Origin of the sequence: Nostoc linckia z4, assembly GCF_002608075.1 — a bacterium.
GTDB lineage: Bacteria > Cyanobacteriota > Cyanobacteriia > Cyanobacteriales > Nostocaceae > Nostoc > Nostoc linckia.
In genome coordinates this window covers 1-16460 of record NZ_LAHA01000103.1, presented here as the reverse complement: position 1 = coordinate 16460, position 16460 = coordinate 1, and the positions used below count along the sequence as shown (strand labels likewise).

Genomic DNA, 16460 nt, shown 5'->3' with positions numbered 1-16460 from the left:
ATTGGTCTTGCCAAAACCCGTCTACAACATCTTGCTACTGCTGCCGCCATTAATCTTTCCCGAATGTGGGCTTGGTGGTCTGATGTTCCTCTTGGCAAGACCCGTGTCTCTCGTTTTGCTTCTCTTTTTACTCCTGCTTCAGCATAATTCCTTTCCCATTTTTATGGGATGTTTGGTTTTACCCTCTTTTAATTCGCCAACAGTCTCATATTATTGGCGGTTGCGGTAACTCTACCTAATACCCAAGACCCAAGACAAACCACCAGATAGATTCTGAGTGGGAGAACTAATGATACGAATGGCACTAAGAAAAGCGGAAACGCTTGTGGTTTAAGCAGTTTGCAAAAGATTTCGTAATTCTTGCCGGGGTTTGGTCATTAAGGGGTAAGCTTTCGGGCGGCGTTTACGGACTCGTGCCTCACTTCTACCGGGGCGATCGCTCACAAGGCTGTGAGCGATCGCAGTTACTCATGCTGTTTAATTTCTGTATTTGATAATTGCCAACACTGCTCAAAATAATGCTCCAGTGAATGGGCAAACTTACGTCCATCCTCTACAAAGTCTCGCAAAGGCTGGAATTCGGTGTACTTGTAAATTGCCAGCGTTGCACTCGGTAACTATTCGTTGCAAATAAGTGGTCTTCCCTGAACCTGGTTTACCCACCACCATGAGATTTGTATTTTTCGCTAGTACTTCTAGTCCTGAAACCCTTTGTCGCTCTTTACCTATGCCAATGCGATCCAAACTGCGATCGCTAGGATTCTTACTGAAATATTGCCATAGTTCATCAAGTTCTGACCTGCGACTACTGCTTAGTTCCTCTAGAATGTTCACATCCACAAACAAATCACCTAAAGGAACCCAGCGATCTACACTCCATAGTGGCATCGTGCTATGTAATCGCTGAATATCATCATGAATGCGCGATCGCACTTTTTGAACTAAGTCATCAACAGACTGCTGGTTCTGCTCTTGAAATGCGGCAAATTGACCAGTAGCTTTTAGTTCCTCAAGGAGAGACCTGAGAATTTCCCGAACTAATTCTGCATCTGCACCTTGATAAATGCGTAGGCAAAGCCCACCAAAGGTATCGCCTATGTGAATTTCCTGTCCTTGTCCCAAGTTGACTGCATATTTCCCTTGCTGAGAGACAATCTGACCACCACTAAGCCATTTTCGCAGGACTGTTATATCAGCCTCAGTCTGCTGTTTTTTGACGATGCGCTCAAGTATGGCGTTTAATTCTTCAGGGGTGGTCATTTTGATTATAGTTCAGCAGTCAATTTTGATTTGGGTTGAGATGGCGATCGCAACTAAGTAACTTCTTTCTATCACTGTTGTAAACATAACCTGATTTTATTGCTGCCAAATTTTAATGGTCTGATCTCGACCTCCACTTATTAGCATTTTTCCATCTGGGCTAATTGCAATTGATGTCACACCTCTGCGATGTCGTTCAGGGAAAATCTGGAATTCGTTTTCAGTAATTTTCCACTCTACAATTGTTTCATCATTACTACCACTGACTAAAGTTTTACCGTCTGGGCTAAATACAACTATATGAATGTCTCTACCTTTACCAATGTTGACGTTGTATTTACTTAGTTGTGATACGATTTGGCGATCGCCAATCAAAAGTAGCTGACGTAAAAATGATATATCTTCATCAGTTTGCTGTCCATTCTCAACTCGATGCAGAGTTTCTTGGATCTGTTCAATATGTGTCATTGAATACTTGTGAATAATAGATTAGTAATTTGGTCAAAAATCGAGGTTAACTCTTGGGTCAAATATAAAATTATAAATGTAGCCTGACAAGATTATCCAAGGATGATATCTGTGACACTCAAAGAGTTAGAACAACAACTTCTTGCCCTCAGTCCTGATGAAAAAGTCCAGGCTATACAGTTACTTGCTCAAAGTCTTAGTAGCAGTTGGCAAGGAATTGAGAAAACCCCAGGAGTCTGTGGTGGAGAAGCAAGGATTGGGAAAACTCGTATTACTGTTTGGGTACTTGTGGAAGCTCGTCATCTTGGATACAGTGATGCTGACCTTTTGACAAGCTATCCCAGCATTACAGCTACAGATTTAGCTAATGCTTGGGTGTATGCAGAAGCTCATCCTGATGAAATCGAATTGGCAATTAAGCGTAATGAGGTAGCCTAGTCGATGGCACGATTTTACGCAGACGAGCAATTTCCGTTTCCAGTTGTGGAATTATTACGTACTTTAGGGCATGATGTTTTGACAGTTCAAGAAGCAGGAAAGGCGGAACAAGGTATATCTGATGAAGAAGTGCTGGCATTTGCCATCAGTCAAGAACGTTCGATATTAACTATCAACAGAGATGATTTTATCAGGTTACATCGTCGTAATGATAATCACTGCGGCATTATTGTTTGTACTAACAATCGTAATTGGGAGCAGTTTGCAGCGCGAATAAATGAAGCTGTAACAGCAGAGGAATGTTTGAAAGGAAAACTAATTCGTGTCGTGCGTCCAGTCAGTTAAAACAGTTTAGTACGAATCTTTTGTAAAGAGTTTCTCATTTCTTTCAAGCCGGAAGCTATTTTTCTAAGGACATTGCTGCAAAATGCTCTTGCAACAATTTGTGAATAAATCGATAATGTCCACCAACGCGCTGAAGCAAAAGGCGTTCGGTGCAGTAGTCGAGAAAACAAGCATAGTTCCAAGGGATGTATCTATGAAACCAGAGAATAGTACGAAGTGAAAGATGCTTGATTATAGACAAGCAACTAAACCCTAATGAACAACAAAGGATCAGAGAAATCGTTTGAAATAATATTGTTGTTTTAATATGAAAATACGTTAAAAATAAAATATAAAAAGTTTGAGCGATAGCAATTATTAATGTAGTGTTTAATTGTTCATGAAAACCTTGATTGGGTTTATTTGAGTTTTCTATTGGAGCAAATAAACATAAATTTATTAATAAAAATGGCATGACAATTATGCAAGTAACTATTGATATAAATAGTTGAAAAATTTTAAAAAACTCATTATCATTTTCTCTTGTATTCCGATTAACTTTAAATATTGTATTGTCAATGAAAGAATAAAATCACTATAAGGTAAAAGAAAGTTATATTTTTTATTTCTAAATTTGCTCTATAGCTTATTTTATTTACGTTTCTTATTATATTCAAGCCACTTTTATTAAAACCGAAACTATAAATTATCTTTCCTATTAATATATGTATCAAATGTATTAATAATATTATTGGCATCAAGTAAATTAATAGAAATGATGATGCAACAAGGCGTAAAGGCAATAAATCATCTATTTCTTGATTACCAAAAGAAAATAATGCTAGTCTAATAATTTCTATTGTCAATAAAACATGACTTTCTAATTCCTGAAACGAAGGTATTCTTATACGTAATCTATGGGAAAGATAAATTTTGTGAATTATAGGTATATTTTGTCTAAACTCTCTTGGTATATCACGTTTAAACAGCCAACAAAATAGTGTCACAAAAGGGTAAAGAATTAGTCTTGCTCCGTCTGGTTTAGACTCTGTTGCAAAGATAAAACCAGGAATTAAACCTAAAACTAGAACCAGCCAAAAAATACCTAAACTACTAGGTGGCTGAAAATAAGGAAGCAAACTCGTTGTCACAATTATTCCTGTGCAAACTACAGCAAAACTGAAAAGTAGAAACCAATATTGCCATTGATAAATTTTTTTGGTAAGCATTTGAGGCTGCATTTCCTCTATAAAAAATTCTGTTTGTGATTCTCTGTGTAACTGTTGTGCCAAAAATACCAACCATTTGCGAGTTTGCCTTCTACTAGGGGGATTTTTTCTTCGATAAGTAGGACTTCTATATCCTTGCAACTCCATTTGGGGAGTTACAATATCTCTTGTTATGGCAGCTTCCCAGTAAGCATCAAAGAGGTATTCTAGACGTGCTTTGGTCGAAGTGAGTGTTTTCCAATGTTTAAGAGACAGTGTATTCTCAAACGAAATAAATCCTAAAATAGATAAAAATAGAGGTGTTTTTACCAACTTTAATAGTTCTGAATCTAGTAAAAGCGTTTCCCAGATTTCTCTCTGGTTTAGGCTAGCTAAATATGCTTGAATTTGTTTATTTGTAAGGGGTTGTAGGCGAATCGCTGCATTCAGATGTAAGCGTATCTCCTGCCTCAGTGATATTTCTTCTGACTCTTGCCGATCATATTGTTGCCATTTTCCTCGCACAACTTTTTCATATTCTTCTAGACGACTACACACTACTAAATATTGCGATCGCCGTGTTTGATTCTATCTCTCCTCTAGTATAATTAATATTGGGAGACTATTACTATTTCCAAAATAAACACTGTTTAAACGATAAATTGTATAACGAACATTGGCTCAATCGATTTAGACGTTTAAGTAAGGATTATGAGTTGTACACTGATTTATGATGGGCGATCGCTACATGAAGCATCCGCTATTCGAGATGACCTTTTGGCAAATCTCATACGAATTTGAAAAAAGAGTGAGACACATGTATTGTAGAGACGCAAAGCTTTGCGCCCCTACAGATTTTTGATGTGTTGCACAGAATTTTTGAATTGGTATCACTCCAGACGCTGCAAAGCTTTGCCTAAGCAAACTTTGCCAAGGTTGATGCTTTAATCTTCATCAAGTGCTGGAAATGCTTCTTCAAATTGCCACAATCTGTCTTTATTTTCCACGAACCAAATACGAGTTTCTGGAGTTAATTTACTCCAAATGTCTTCAGCAGGAACATGAGGAGATGCATATTGGTACTGCTGACCAAGTAATTTCAAATTATCCGCTACATCTCTGGGAATTCCGAATTCTTCCCAGTTAATTTTGACATTTCTTCCTGAAACTCCTGCTGTGGGATCGAAAATCAATTGTGCAGATCTGACTAAATCAGCAAAGTGTTTCGGTTTGAGTTTGGTGATTTCTTGAAGGAGTGATTCGTTGTGTTCTGGAGACATTTTACTAGCAGTGGTGAAGAGTTTTACTGTATTAAATCAGTCAATAGTTCAACAGCTTTTCACTTGGAAATCCTAAAACTGTTCGCGAATAGCTGTTGTTCATTTTTCCATCGCAACTGATTTTTGAACTTACTGCCAGAGATTTTTATCCCAATGTTTCTAGTTTAGCGCCGAGTCGCCAACTTAATTATGACTAAGATTATTCAACTAAAACTGTAACAGCAGCGATGGCAATCAACATTTCGTCATTTTCATCGTTGAGTTCTGGAATCGCTCGTCCTTGAACTATCATCCCCCCAGATTCTACTGTCAGAGTTTTTTGACCAAATGGTAGTACGGCTAGTACTTCCTCATGTCTAACTTTTTCTGGGTATGGTACTGCTACTTGCACTTCCACAATCATTTCATTGGGATGACTCAAACCAGCGACTTCCCAAACACCAGGTAAAGCATTATGAGCGATCGCATTGCGTACTGCCCTAGATGCTGCTACTGTTGGTTCTTGTCCATGCTGATCTACTCCCATCCCCATTTCAATTATCAATCGTTTACGTACCATTACAACCTCCGGCAAATTTTTCACCTTGCATCAAACAAGGGCAGGCATATTATTAGGAGTAGAGGGGAGAATCATAATACCAATTCAAAATTCACGCATTAAGAAAACTAAATATCACAAGGGTTTGAACTTATGTATTTGTGGCATTCTTTTTTCAAATTGGTATAAGTCTTTACGCCTTGCAGCGAAAACTTCTTCAGATCTATTCAACAGTTAACAGTCAATAGTCACTACTCCCCACACTCCCTAAACCAAAAAATACTTATAACATATGCAATAATTTACTTAGACGCTCTGAGTAACTTTTCATTACTTTGATGGCGAACATCGGTGTTTCCTGAACGGCAAACAAAAATGCTTTTTCATCAAGGAAACCAAGTTTACAATCTGTTTTAGCAATAGCGGTGTAAGTTCTATTTTTTACTCCTACAAGGATACCCACACCAAAAACTTCACCTTGTTCAATGGTTTCTACAACTTTACCATTGACTGATATGTCTACTTCTCCTTCGACAATGCCATACATCATATCACCAGTCTGTCCTTCTTCAAAGATGACTTCCCCTGGTGAAAATACTTTAGGATTGGCTTGTTTTTGAAATATACCAACTGTGACTACAGGACTTAGCATTAGAGCAACACCAAAATTTTTTTGTTTTTGAATGAAGCCTTCAGATAGGCATCATGAGAATCCAGAAAAGTATACTGTTTTCTGTTATTTAACTATAATTTCCGTAATATCTCTGGCTGGTTAAGGAATAATTAACGAAACTAGAATTATTTATGTAGCTCTACTCATAACCTATGGAAAAACAACCAATACAAGTAATTGGAGGTGGATTAGCTGGGACAGAAGCAGCTTGGCAAATAGCCCAAGCTGGAGTGCCGGTGATTTTATATGAAATGCGTCCAAAGCGCTTTAGCCCTGCTCACCACACAGAACATCTGGCAGAATTAGTGTGTAGTAATTCCTTTGGGGCAATGGCAAGCGATCGCGCCGCCGGATTGTTGCACGAAGAATTACGTCAGCTTGGTTCTATCGTCATTCAAAAAGCTGATGAACACGCCGTTCCTGCTGGTGGGGCCCTAGCTGTAGACAGGGGACAATTTGGGCAAGACTTAACTCAAACTCTATCGAATCATCCTTTAATAGAATTCCGTCGGGGTGAAGTCCAAGCAATTCCTGAAGGAATTGTGGTTTTGGCAACCGGGCCTTTAACCAGTCCTGATTTGGCAGAAGATTTGCGCCGCTTTACAGGTATGGAATACCTGAGCTTTTTTGATGCAGCTAGCCCGATTATCGTGGGAGATTCCATTAACCGTGACATTGCCTTTATGGCATCGCGTTATGACAAAGGTGAAGCAGCTTATCTCAACTGTCCAATGAATAAAGAACAGTACTTAAAGTTTCGAGAAGAACTCTGCAAAGCCGAACAAACAGAACTCAAGGATTTTGAACGGGAAACAGCGAAATTTTTTGAAGCCTGTCTGCCCATTGAAGAACTAGCACAGCGGGGAGAAGACACTATGCGCTATGGCCCGCTTAAACCAGTGGGTTTATCAGATAGTCGCACCGCCGAACGTCCCTATGCTGTGGTGCAGTTACGGCAAGAAGATAAAGCCGGACAACTTTGGAATATGGTAGGATTTCAAACAAATTTGCGCTGGGGCGAACAAAAACGCATCTTTGCGCTCATTCCTGGTTTAGAAAAAGCCGAGTTTGTGCGCCTGGGAGTGATGCACCGCAATACCTTTATAAATGCTCCTCAATTGATGCATCCCACTCTGCAATTTAAAACACGTCCGACTTTGTTGGCAGCTGGACAGTTAATTGGTACAGAGGGCTACACCGCCGCTGCTGCTGGTGGTTGCTTGGCGGGAATTAATGCAGCCCGGCTAGCTTTGGGTAAAGAACCGTTGACTGTACCACCCACAACAATGATGGGGGCGCTATTTGAATTTATTAGTTCTGCTTCCCCCAAACATTTCCAACCAATGCCGCCCAACTTTGGAATTTTTCCGGAACTAGGTGTGAAAATCAAAAATAAACAAGAGCGTTATGGACGTTATCGCGATCGCTCTTTGGCTGATTTAGCAAATTGGAAGGCTAATGGTGTTGAGTGTTGACGGTTCACAGTTAACAGTAGACTTCTAAGAGAAGTGGGGAAAAGGGTAAGGGGTAAAGGGCAAATAAAAACCCTTTTCCCTTTCCCCCCTATGAGCAAAAGTTACTTTTGCAAGAGGTCTAGTCAACAGTCAACAATAGCAATGAATATTTTTTTACTTGGAAGTCTCTCAAATAATTAAGTAATTATTCATACATTTATACAGTAATTATACGAAAAAATTACTGCAAACCTTGAATCAAAGGGATATTGTGTGCGATCGCAGCACAACTTGTTTGTAGTATGCTCGCTATCTGTCGCAACCAGCATTGATATTTCGGTAAAAATCAGCCAGTATACCAACTTACAGCTAAATTAGGACATAATATCAGCCATCCATCCCCAATACCAATAAAATTTTCATTTTATTGCCCATTGCCCTAACCCTGTTCTCTACTGTGCAATCAGGTTTTTTTCTCTATATAATATTTAAATAAGTAAAAACCACAGTTTTTTGTTCTCAGAAAGTGCAACTTCACGAAATCTTTAACTTATTAAAAGTATTTTTACGGTTATTTAAGTATTTTTAACCAGAAATTAATTCCTTTTTTGATTGTAATATGCGAGTATTACATGGAGCGAATCCATTCGCTTCATCAAACCCAAAAGGTATATATTATGGCGACTATTGCTGGTACTCCCAACAACGATTTTTTGTCGGGCACTGTTGGAGACGATCAAATTTTTGGTGTTGGGGGTAATGATAATATCTCTGGTGGTCAGGGAAATGACCTCATCGATGGTGGACAAGGTAATGACACGCTGTTTGGTAATGCTGGCAACGATACATTTCGGGCTAGTCAAGGGAATGACAGCATTGATGGCGGTGATGGTATTGATGTAGCAGACTATAGTTACTTGAATAAAAGCATCACACTGTCAGGTGTGGGCACAATTACCAAGTCTGGTGGATTTGGTACAGACCAAGTATTTAAGGTAGAAACAGTTATTGCTGATGCCGATGTTGCAAACAACACCATAGATGCATCTGGTTCTTTACCTGGAGTATCTGCTACTGCTGATCTAGAAAATCAAATTATCTCCGCCAATAATGTTCCTGGTTTGGGGACATTAACATTTAATGTGGTCAACTTTGACAATGTTATCGGCACAAATGTTGCTGACAGCATTAAAGGTGATGGACAAGCTAACCAATTATTTGGTAAAGCTGGCAATGACACCATTGATGGTAGAGGTGGTAATGACTTAATTGATGGTGGAGACGGTAATGACGACCTCGCGGGTGGTGCAGGCAATGACACCTTTAAAGGTGGCCAGGGCAATGACAGCATCAATGGTGGCGATGGTATTGATACCGCAGATTACAGCAAGCTGGGTAAAACCATCACTCTCTCAGGAGTGGGGACAATTACAAAAGCTGGCGCACTGGGACAAGACCAAGTATTTAAAGTCGAAACAGTTATTGCTGATGCTAGTGTTGCCAACAACACTATAGATGCATCTGCTTCTTTGGCTGGAGTGTCTGCTACTGCCGATTTGCAAGCGCAAACTATCTCTGCCAATAACGTTCCTGGTTTAGGGACACTAACATTTAATGTCATCAACTTTGATAATGTTATCGGCACAAATGTCGCTGACAGCATCAAAGGCGATGGACAAGCTAACCAATTATTTGGCAACGCAGGCAATGACACCATTGATGGTAGAGGTGGTAACGACTTAATTGACGGTGGAAGCGGTAGTGATGACCTCACGGGTGGTACTGGCAATGACACCTTCAAAGGCGGCCAGGGTAACGACAGTATAGATGGTGGTGATGGTACTGACATCGTAGACTACGGCAACTTAGGCCAAAGCATTACCCTCTCTGGTGTAGGCACAGTTACAAAAGCTGGCGGACTTGGTACAGACCAAGTATTTAAAGTCGAAAAGGTTATTGCTGATGCTAATGTTGCCAACAACACCATAGATGCATCTGGTTCTTTACCTGGAGTATCCATCAACGTTAACCTGCAAGCCCAAAGTATATCTGCCAATAACGTTCCTGGTTTGGGGACATTAACATTTAATGTAGTCAACTTTGATAATATCATCGGCACAAATGCTAGTGACATCATTGCTGGTGACAACCAAAGTAACCAATTGTTCGGTAATGGTGGCAATGACATATTTAAGGCTACTCGTGGTAACGACAGTATAGATGGTGGCGATGGTATTGATACCGCAGACTACAGCAAGCTAGGTAAAACCATTACCCTCTCAGGTGTGGGTACAATTACCAAAGCTGGTGGATTTGGTACAGACCAAGTATTTAAAGTCGAAACAGTTATTGCTGATGCTAGTGTTGCCAATAACACCATAGATGCATCTGCATCTTTACCTGGAGTATCCGCCACTGCTGACTTAGAAGCTCAAACTATCTCTGCTAATAACGTTCCTGGTTTGGGAACATTAACATTTAATGTCATCAACTTTGACAATGTTAGAGGCACAAATATTGCTGACAGCATTAAAGGCGATGAACAAGCTAACCAATTGCTTGGTAATGCAGGCAATGACACCATCGATGGTAGAGGTGGTGACGACTTCATTGATGGTGGAAACGGTAATGATAAGTTAACAGGTGGTGCAGGCGATGACACCTTCAAGGGCAGTCAAGGTAATGACAGTATTGATGGTGGCGATGGTATTGATACCGCAGATTACAGTAAGCTAGGTAAAAGCATTACTCTCTCTGGTGTAGGCACAATTACCAAAGCCGGGGGATTCGGACAAGACGAACTCTTTAAAGTCGAAACCATTGTTGCTAGTGCTAGCGTTGCTAATAACACCATAGATGCATCTGCATCTTTACCTGGGGTATCTATCACTGTTGACCTGCAAAATCAAAGTTTGGCTGCTAATAACGTTCCTGGTTTAGGGACATTGCCATTTACTGTCATCAACTTTGACAATGTTAGAGGCACAAACGCTAATGACAGCATTGCTGGCGATGGACAAAATAACCAATTGTTCGGCAATGATGGCAATGACACCATCTCCGGTGGCCTTGGTAATGACACTCTCTCTGGTGGTAAAGGTAACGACAGTCTCATAGGTGGCTTTGGTGCAGATAAGTTTTTCTTTGCCAGCATCAATGACGGTCTTGACACCATCAAAGATTACAACTTTGGTCAGAGTGATAAAATCCAAATTTCTAAAGTAGGATTTGGTACTAATAGCCTTGCTGGCTTTAGCTACGATTCTTCTAGCGGTAATTTGTCTTTCCAGGGAACTCAATTCGCGTTCCTAGAAAATCTCTCATCGAATATCAGTATTGAGTTGGTCTAAAAACTGGTATCGTTGGTGAGGCGATCGCAAGTTCAAGCTTTTTGTTGTAGAAGTACTAGTTATAGCAGTCCTAAATCATTTGTGAAATCTTACTGCCCAGGCTGTTGTTAGCCATCACGAATATTTTTCACAACTCAAATAGGCTTACTATAGTACTTTATCAATATGAAATCGAGAATTATACAAACATAAGTAATAGTGTTTGTATTCCAAACTAAAATTTGTGTTGCAAAAAAAGATGTTTGGCTAGAAAGTATGAATTATTTCACCTTTCATCAGCGAAATTTCAAAAGTTTTTTGCAACACAATTACTTACACAAATTATGCAATGACTACGATTTGATCTCATTACGAGCTATTGCCTCTTGGCTATACAAATCAGTTCATCGATTAAATCAGACTGCTATAGTTTATCAACCTTCTATTTGCTGTAGCTTTTTATTTTACATAAAACTTCAATATTTGTACTATCTACTGTAAGATAAATTCATTAGTAAAAATCATAATTTTGTGTATATTAAAAAATAACTCTAAGTTAGAGACAGTAAGCTATTATGCTTTGAGATTGCACAGTTACTTATGCTATTCGCTGACAGGTAACTGTCAATAGTTAACAGCAGCTTATTGTTTTGTTCATTTTAATATCAAAAATTGAGGAGTAAGCTTAGTGGCAGTTAAGTTCAATCAATTATTCAAGTTTTCAGCCAAATATTTACCAACAATTACAGCTTTAATAACGATTTTTTCTCTACCAGTTAAAGCAGCTACATTTTTAGTCACAGAACGCTCTACTTTTGGTGGTAATGACGAAGTTGATTGGCTGAGTTTAGGTAAAGTATTCAATCCCGTCAGTCCTGATTTTTCTACTTTTTTACCTAACTCCTTTTCAGCAACATCGAAAGGTGGTTTAGGGTTGGATGTAGATATAGCTCCAACCAATAATCCTTTGATTACCAAACCATTTGTTTTTCAAACCTCACCTTTTCCTGGTATTCGGACTAACTTCGCCAACGGAGACTATGTTCTCTTCGGAGGTATAGATGTAACAGGTTTTGGGCCCAATCCTCCTTTTCCCACCGATGGTAACGGCGGGCCTTTCACCATTACTTTTGACAAGCCTGTTTTTGGTGCTGGGACTCAGATAGCTGTGGACGATCGCTTTACATTCGATGCATTCGTCTCGGCTTATGATATTAACAATAATCTTTTAGGTACTTTCTCAGCTCAAGGCACTTCCTCACTGCTATTGGATAATTCCGCCCTTTTCTTAGGCGTTCGTAGTGATGAGGCAAACATCTCACGACTCGTTTTTAGTAGTTCTTTTCCCCAACAAGGTTTGGCTATTAATCAGGTCAGCATTATTGGAGTTCCCGAACCAACTTATACCTTGACAATATTAATTTTTGGTGTCTCCGGTGGTGTTTTGAAACTACGCAAACTGTTGAAATAGCTTTCATTTACAGCAGTTTTGGTGGTATTTACACCAGCCGTAACAAGAATACACATCTCCAATAATTAATTCTGCATTTCCCGAAATCCTTAGTAGGGGCGAACGGCTGTTCGCCCTCAGCATTCCCGTAGTAGCGTGTCAAGCCTTAAATGTTGCAAATAAAATTTCTTGTGGGGCGGGCTTCTAATACCATTTCTTTGTGAGGCTGCGCCAAATTTTCTTTCTTCCTTTCTTTGTGTCCTTCTCTGACGAGACGCTGCGCGAATGCGCCCTTTGCGGTAGCCTGCGGCAAGCCGCTCCGCGTCTACGTTCCTCATATAGTTTGGCGCATCTTCATACAGAATTGGTATAACCCGCCCCGGACGAGCAAGACACCACAAGAGTCAAGCTAAAGCACCAAATTACCTTCGCCCTACCCTACTGATTACGTCTTGGCAGGTAAACGAGAAATTGTCCATAAAAACAGCACGAATATAAAATAAATGACACCAACTAGCCCAAACTCAATCAAAGGAATATAAGTTATTTCGTAAATTCTGCCTAAACCACGTTCAGTTAATGTATAAACTGCTAATACACTCACTAAAAAACCTACGTAGATAGTACGTTTAGTCCAGGTACCCACAGGCAAACCGTGGAGTTGGGTAATAATGAGAATGCCAATAAAACCAAAAAGAAAAGTCGGCCATTTCGTTTGTCCCAGCATCCAAGCCACAATTACACTATGTAAAAGCACCATAATTTCTAAAGTAAATGTCCACCAAAGATTGACATGGGCGCGATTAAAAATTAATGATGATTGCAGCAGCAACAAAAACATATAGAGAAAACCAATTAAGTGCCCCGAAGTCGCTTCCATTGGATGGTACCAAAAGGTGTAGATAGCGGCGAAGGAAAAAAAGTAACCGTGGTACAGCTTGATAATTTGCAAAAACTGTTGATGAAATGGGACGGGATTGCCAAAAAACAAACCTCGTCGAGGCGTTTCTAAAATTAGTACGAAAACTAATAAAAGTACCACCGCTCCTTGAGAAGCCCAAATTGAAGTATCTTGAGCCAAAGCATCATACCAAATATATGTCTGGAGAAAGTGCAAAGCTGTAAATGTCAGATTAATACCAAGTATCAAATAATTAATTGGGTGCAAGGCTGATTTGTATTTCAGCTGCGTTTGCTGTGCCCACCAAATACACCCCCAGATGCTCAATTGATGCCCAAGATACATACCCCAAGCTGTGACTCGGCTCCAAAAAGTTGGATTGGCAAGCTTCCAGTAGTACCAGTTTAATCCTTGGTCAGGAAGTTTGGTTATACTTGCAGGAATGCTTCCACCCAACCAAATTCCATAGGTAAGGAGGATACTGACAAATATGCCTATAAATAATACTCGGCGACCAGTCATACTGATTTTGGATTTTGGATTTTAAATTGTAGATTTGGGATTAAAAAACTGTTGCTAATAACTATTGAGCTTGGTGATAAAATATTGTGATTTTTTTATCTAGCAACACGTTCTACTTTTGATTGAGATGCACTTTTAGTGACTCGCAAATTCAAAATCAAAGCTAACAAAATTACTATCGCTCCACTCAAGAACGGAGCGGAACTGCCAAATTTCATAAAGCTAGCTCCTGCCCAAGTTGGCCCGAAAATACGGGCTAATGCAGAGGAAGAACTGGCAATTCCTAATATTTGTCCTTGTTCTTCTGGGGCTGTAATCTGAGAAATTAAGCTGTTTAATATTGGTTGACTGATACTAATTCCCCACGCCACCAGTGTGGTGGCTGTTAACAATAAAATTAAGGTTTGTGAGAATCCTATGATTAGTAATCCCAAACCTAATCCAAATATCCCTAAAAACAGTAATTTGATTTCTCCAAAATATTTTTTGAGAGATCCGATGAGTCCTCCTTGAATGATTGTACTTACAATCCCCATGAAGGCAAAAAGATAGCTAGTTTGTTGGGGGCCCCAATTTAATTCTTGTCTAGACCATAAAGCCAATGTAGAATCCATAGCTGCAACGGCAAAAGTTACTAAAAAGTAGATGCCAATCAAGATACACAATTGTGGACGCTTGGATAGTTGTAGCCAGTTTAACTTTGGCCGATGCTGTCGTTCGGCTTGGATTTTAGCTTCGATGTGAGAATTTAGGGATTCTGGAAGTAATATCAAAGCACAAAGCCATGCTAATAAAGATAATCCAGCTGCGAATAAGGACGGCAGATGGAAGTTAGCATTGTTGGGATCGGGCCCTGTGAGAATACCTCCAATTGCTGGGCCGAGGATAAAGCCAAGACCAAAAGCTACTCCCATTATGCCCATACCACGAGCTCGATTTGCTGGAGTGGTAATATCTGCTATGTATGCCTGAGCAGTGGCAATATTCCCTGCCACGATCCCGGCAAAACCACGAGCAAGAAACAAAATCCATAATGAGTTGGCAATGCCTAAGCCTATGTATGCAATTACAGAACCTGATAAAGTTAGTAATAAAATTGGACGCCGACCGTAGCGATCGCTAAAACTGCCCCATAATGGTGCAAATAAAAATTGCATTAAAGAATAAATAGCTACCAAAAGAGTAGCCTCATTTGGATTTGCGCCAAATTCTTGAGCATACAAAGGCAGTATTGGTAGGATAATGCCAAAGCCAAGTAAATCTATAAATACAGTCAAAAATAAGACAAATATCGCTTTGCCATTATTTTTATTCTCCATAGGTGCAATTCACTTTGATAAAAATATCTATAACTTTAATTAGTTTTTTCGATATCAGAGAGCGCTTGTTAATCCACGATAATCAATCAACTCAACCAAATTTGTCGAATTTCAACGTGGTTTAGCCAAATTGCGTGGAACAAGCCTACTATAAAAATCAAACCAATAATACTACTAATGAAAGCAACTATAATCTCGTGCCTCCGTATAGCTTTTTGTATCTTCGCGTCTATAATCTCTTCTAAATCTTTGTATGTCATTTAGTTTAATTTAGCTTCTAGCAAGAATGATGTTGGACTTATGTATATATTCAACCGGACTATCTACGAAACTTCTAACTTATTTACCCAATTAGTACCAAACTGTTAGAGCTTATTACCAATTAAGCTTATTACCAATCCTTGAAGAAAGGTATACAGATAAATGAAAACTAGAATGAGGAAAGGAGTGAACTATATGGCAAGTTTATACAGACTAGTACTTTAATACAGTCTGGAACAACTCAAACATATATGAAACTAACAGAAAACACCACCAGGAAAAGAATACAAATTAACTTCAACTACAAATTTTCGCACTCAACATACATAGAAACCCATTGCTTGACGCTAGGTTCCTCTGTTACAGAACGATGTAGTTGTAAATAATCCATAAGCCACGATGTCATAATAATACATTTTGCAAAATCTAGATAGTAGTTTTGTAAATTTTTTATTGATAATTATTAACCGATGTAATCTTGATTACATTTTGTAACATAAGTGTGGTTGCTCAATACATAATGGCGTGACTGGAGATGTTTTTGCTCAAAGAACGAACGATAGCAATCATTTTTTGAAAAAGATTAACTGGAGTGATAGCTAATCATCAAAGGAACTTTTCAAGCTATAGGATAACTACAGACAGATTTAATTGAATTGATAACCTGGGTTAACAGTTTGTTATGGAAACAATAACATCCAGCACAATTAGTAAATTCCAGTTTCCCAGAACATCAGCCAAAGTAGGACAGAATTCAAACAGCCATTATTTCCGACTTTGAGACTTACTTTGTCTACTTCACCACTGTATTCTGGGGGAATGGTGGAACGTTTTACCAAAGGTGGAGGAAGTTGGTTTTGTTCATAATGCCCGCTTCACTCTTTGTATAAGTTAGGACTTACGCAAAAGTATGAATAAACTAACCGCAAAGACGAGGCAGTGCGTTGGGCGGGTTCCCCGACTTGAAGCAACTGCCGTGCAAAGGGCACGAAGTTATAAGAGTTTGAGAGAGTTCTTGCGTAAGTCCTAGTCCTA

General features: G+C 39.3%; 14 protein-coding genes. 5 read left to right on the top strand and 9 right to left on the bottom strand.

Features of this window, described 5'->3' with window-relative positions:
- Positions 1–540 precede the first annotated feature (540 nt).
- Together VF06_RS37545 and VF06_RS37540 are read right to left on the bottom strand one after the other, a co-directional pair.
- On the bottom strand, positions 541–1260 hold the full coding sequence (locus VF06_RS37545; protein ID WP_099071177.1) for a hypothetical protein: 720 nt from the start codon (positions 1258–1260) through the stop codon (positions 541–543).
- Positions 1261–1356: 96 nt separating this feature from the next.
- Complete coding sequence (locus tag VF06_RS37540; protein ID WP_099071178.1) at positions 1357–1728, bottom strand: hypothetical protein; 372 nt, start codon at positions 1726–1728, stop codon at positions 1357–1359.
- A 111-nt stretch (positions 1729–1839) separates the two neighbouring features.
- Between VF06_RS37540 and VF06_RS37535 the strand changes: the two genes are divergently transcribed.
- Positions 1840–2166 carry a DUF433 domain-containing protein gene (locus tag VF06_RS37535; RefSeq protein ID WP_099071191.1) on the top strand — a complete coding sequence of 109 codons (327 nt, stop codon included), beginning with the start codon at positions 1840–1842 and terminating at the stop codon, positions 2164–2166.
- A gap of 3 nt (positions 2167–2169) precedes the next feature.
- Positions 2170–2511 carry a DUF5615 family PIN-like protein gene (locus tag VF06_RS37530; RefSeq protein ID WP_099071179.1) on the top strand — a complete coding sequence of 114 codons (342 nt, stop codon included), beginning with the start codon at positions 2170–2172 and terminating at the stop codon, positions 2509–2511.
- 55 nt (positions 2512–2566) lie between these two features.
- Here the strand turns inward: VF06_RS37530 and VF06_RS39985 are convergent, their stop codons facing one another.
- The 5 genes from VF06_RS39985 to VF06_RS37505 form a co-directional block, all read right to left on the bottom strand.
- Complete coding sequence (locus VF06_RS39985) at positions 2567–2752, bottom strand: hypothetical protein (protein WP_143861864.1); 186 nt, start codon at positions 2750–2752, stop codon at positions 2567–2569.
- Positions 2753–3065: 313 nt separating this feature from the next.
- Positions 3066–4256 carry a hypothetical protein gene (locus VF06_RS37520; RefSeq protein ID WP_099071181.1) on the bottom strand — a complete coding sequence of 397 codons (1191 nt, stop codon included), beginning with the start codon at positions 4254–4256 and terminating at the stop codon, positions 3066–3068.
- Positions 4257–4642: 386 nt separating this feature from the next.
- Positions 4643–4978, bottom strand: coding sequence for a hypothetical protein (locus VF06_RS37515; RefSeq protein WP_099071182.1), 336 nt, complete (start codon positions 4976–4978; stop codon positions 4643–4645).
- Between the two features lie 199 nt (positions 4979–5177).
- Positions 5178–5537: a Lin0512 family protein gene (locus VF06_RS37510; protein ID WP_099071183.1), complete on the bottom strand. Its 360-nt coding sequence runs from the start codon at positions 5535–5537 to the stop codon at positions 5178–5180.
- A gap of 262 nt (positions 5538–5799) precedes the next feature.
- Positions 5800–6168: a cyclic nucleotide-binding domain-containing protein gene (locus VF06_RS37505; protein ID WP_099071184.1), complete on the bottom strand. Its 369-nt coding sequence runs from the start codon at positions 6166–6168 to the stop codon at positions 5800–5802.
- Positions 6169–6341: 173 nt separating this feature from the next.
- Between VF06_RS37505 and trmFO the strand changes: the two genes are divergently transcribed.
- From trmFO to VF06_RS37490, 3 genes are all read left to right on the top strand, one after another.
- Positions 6342–7664 carry an FADH(2)-oxidizing methylenetetrahydrofolate--tRNA-(uracil(54)-C(5))-methyltransferase TrmFO gene (trmFO, locus tag VF06_RS37500; protein WP_099071185.1) on the top strand — a complete coding sequence of 441 codons (1323 nt, stop codon included), beginning with the start codon at positions 6342–6344 and terminating at the stop codon, positions 7662–7664.
- Positions 7665–8275: 611 nt separating this feature from the next.
- Entirely contained in the window at positions 8276–10993 is a 2718-nt protein-coding gene (locus tag VF06_RS37495) for a beta strand repeat-containing protein (protein ID WP_099071186.1), read from the top strand.
- Positions 10994–11660: 667 nt separating this feature from the next.
- Positions 11661–12443, top strand: coding sequence for a hypothetical protein (locus VF06_RS37490; protein ID WP_099071187.1), 783 nt, complete (start codon positions 11661–11663; stop codon positions 12441–12443).
- 424 nt (positions 12444–12867) lie between these two features.
- Here VF06_RS37490 and VF06_RS37485 read toward each other — a convergent pair whose 3' ends face one another.
- Both VF06_RS37485 and VF06_RS37480 read right to left on the bottom strand, forming a co-directional pair.
- Positions 12868–13845, bottom strand: a complete 978-nt coding sequence (locus tag VF06_RS37485; RefSeq protein WP_099071188.1) for a hypothetical protein — start codon at positions 13843–13845, stop codon at positions 12868–12870.
- Between the two features lie 95 nt (positions 13846–13940).
- Entirely contained in the window at positions 13941–15164 is a 1224-nt protein-coding gene (locus VF06_RS37480; protein WP_099071189.1) for an MFS transporter, read from the bottom strand.
- Positions 15165–16460 lie beyond the last annotated feature (1296 nt).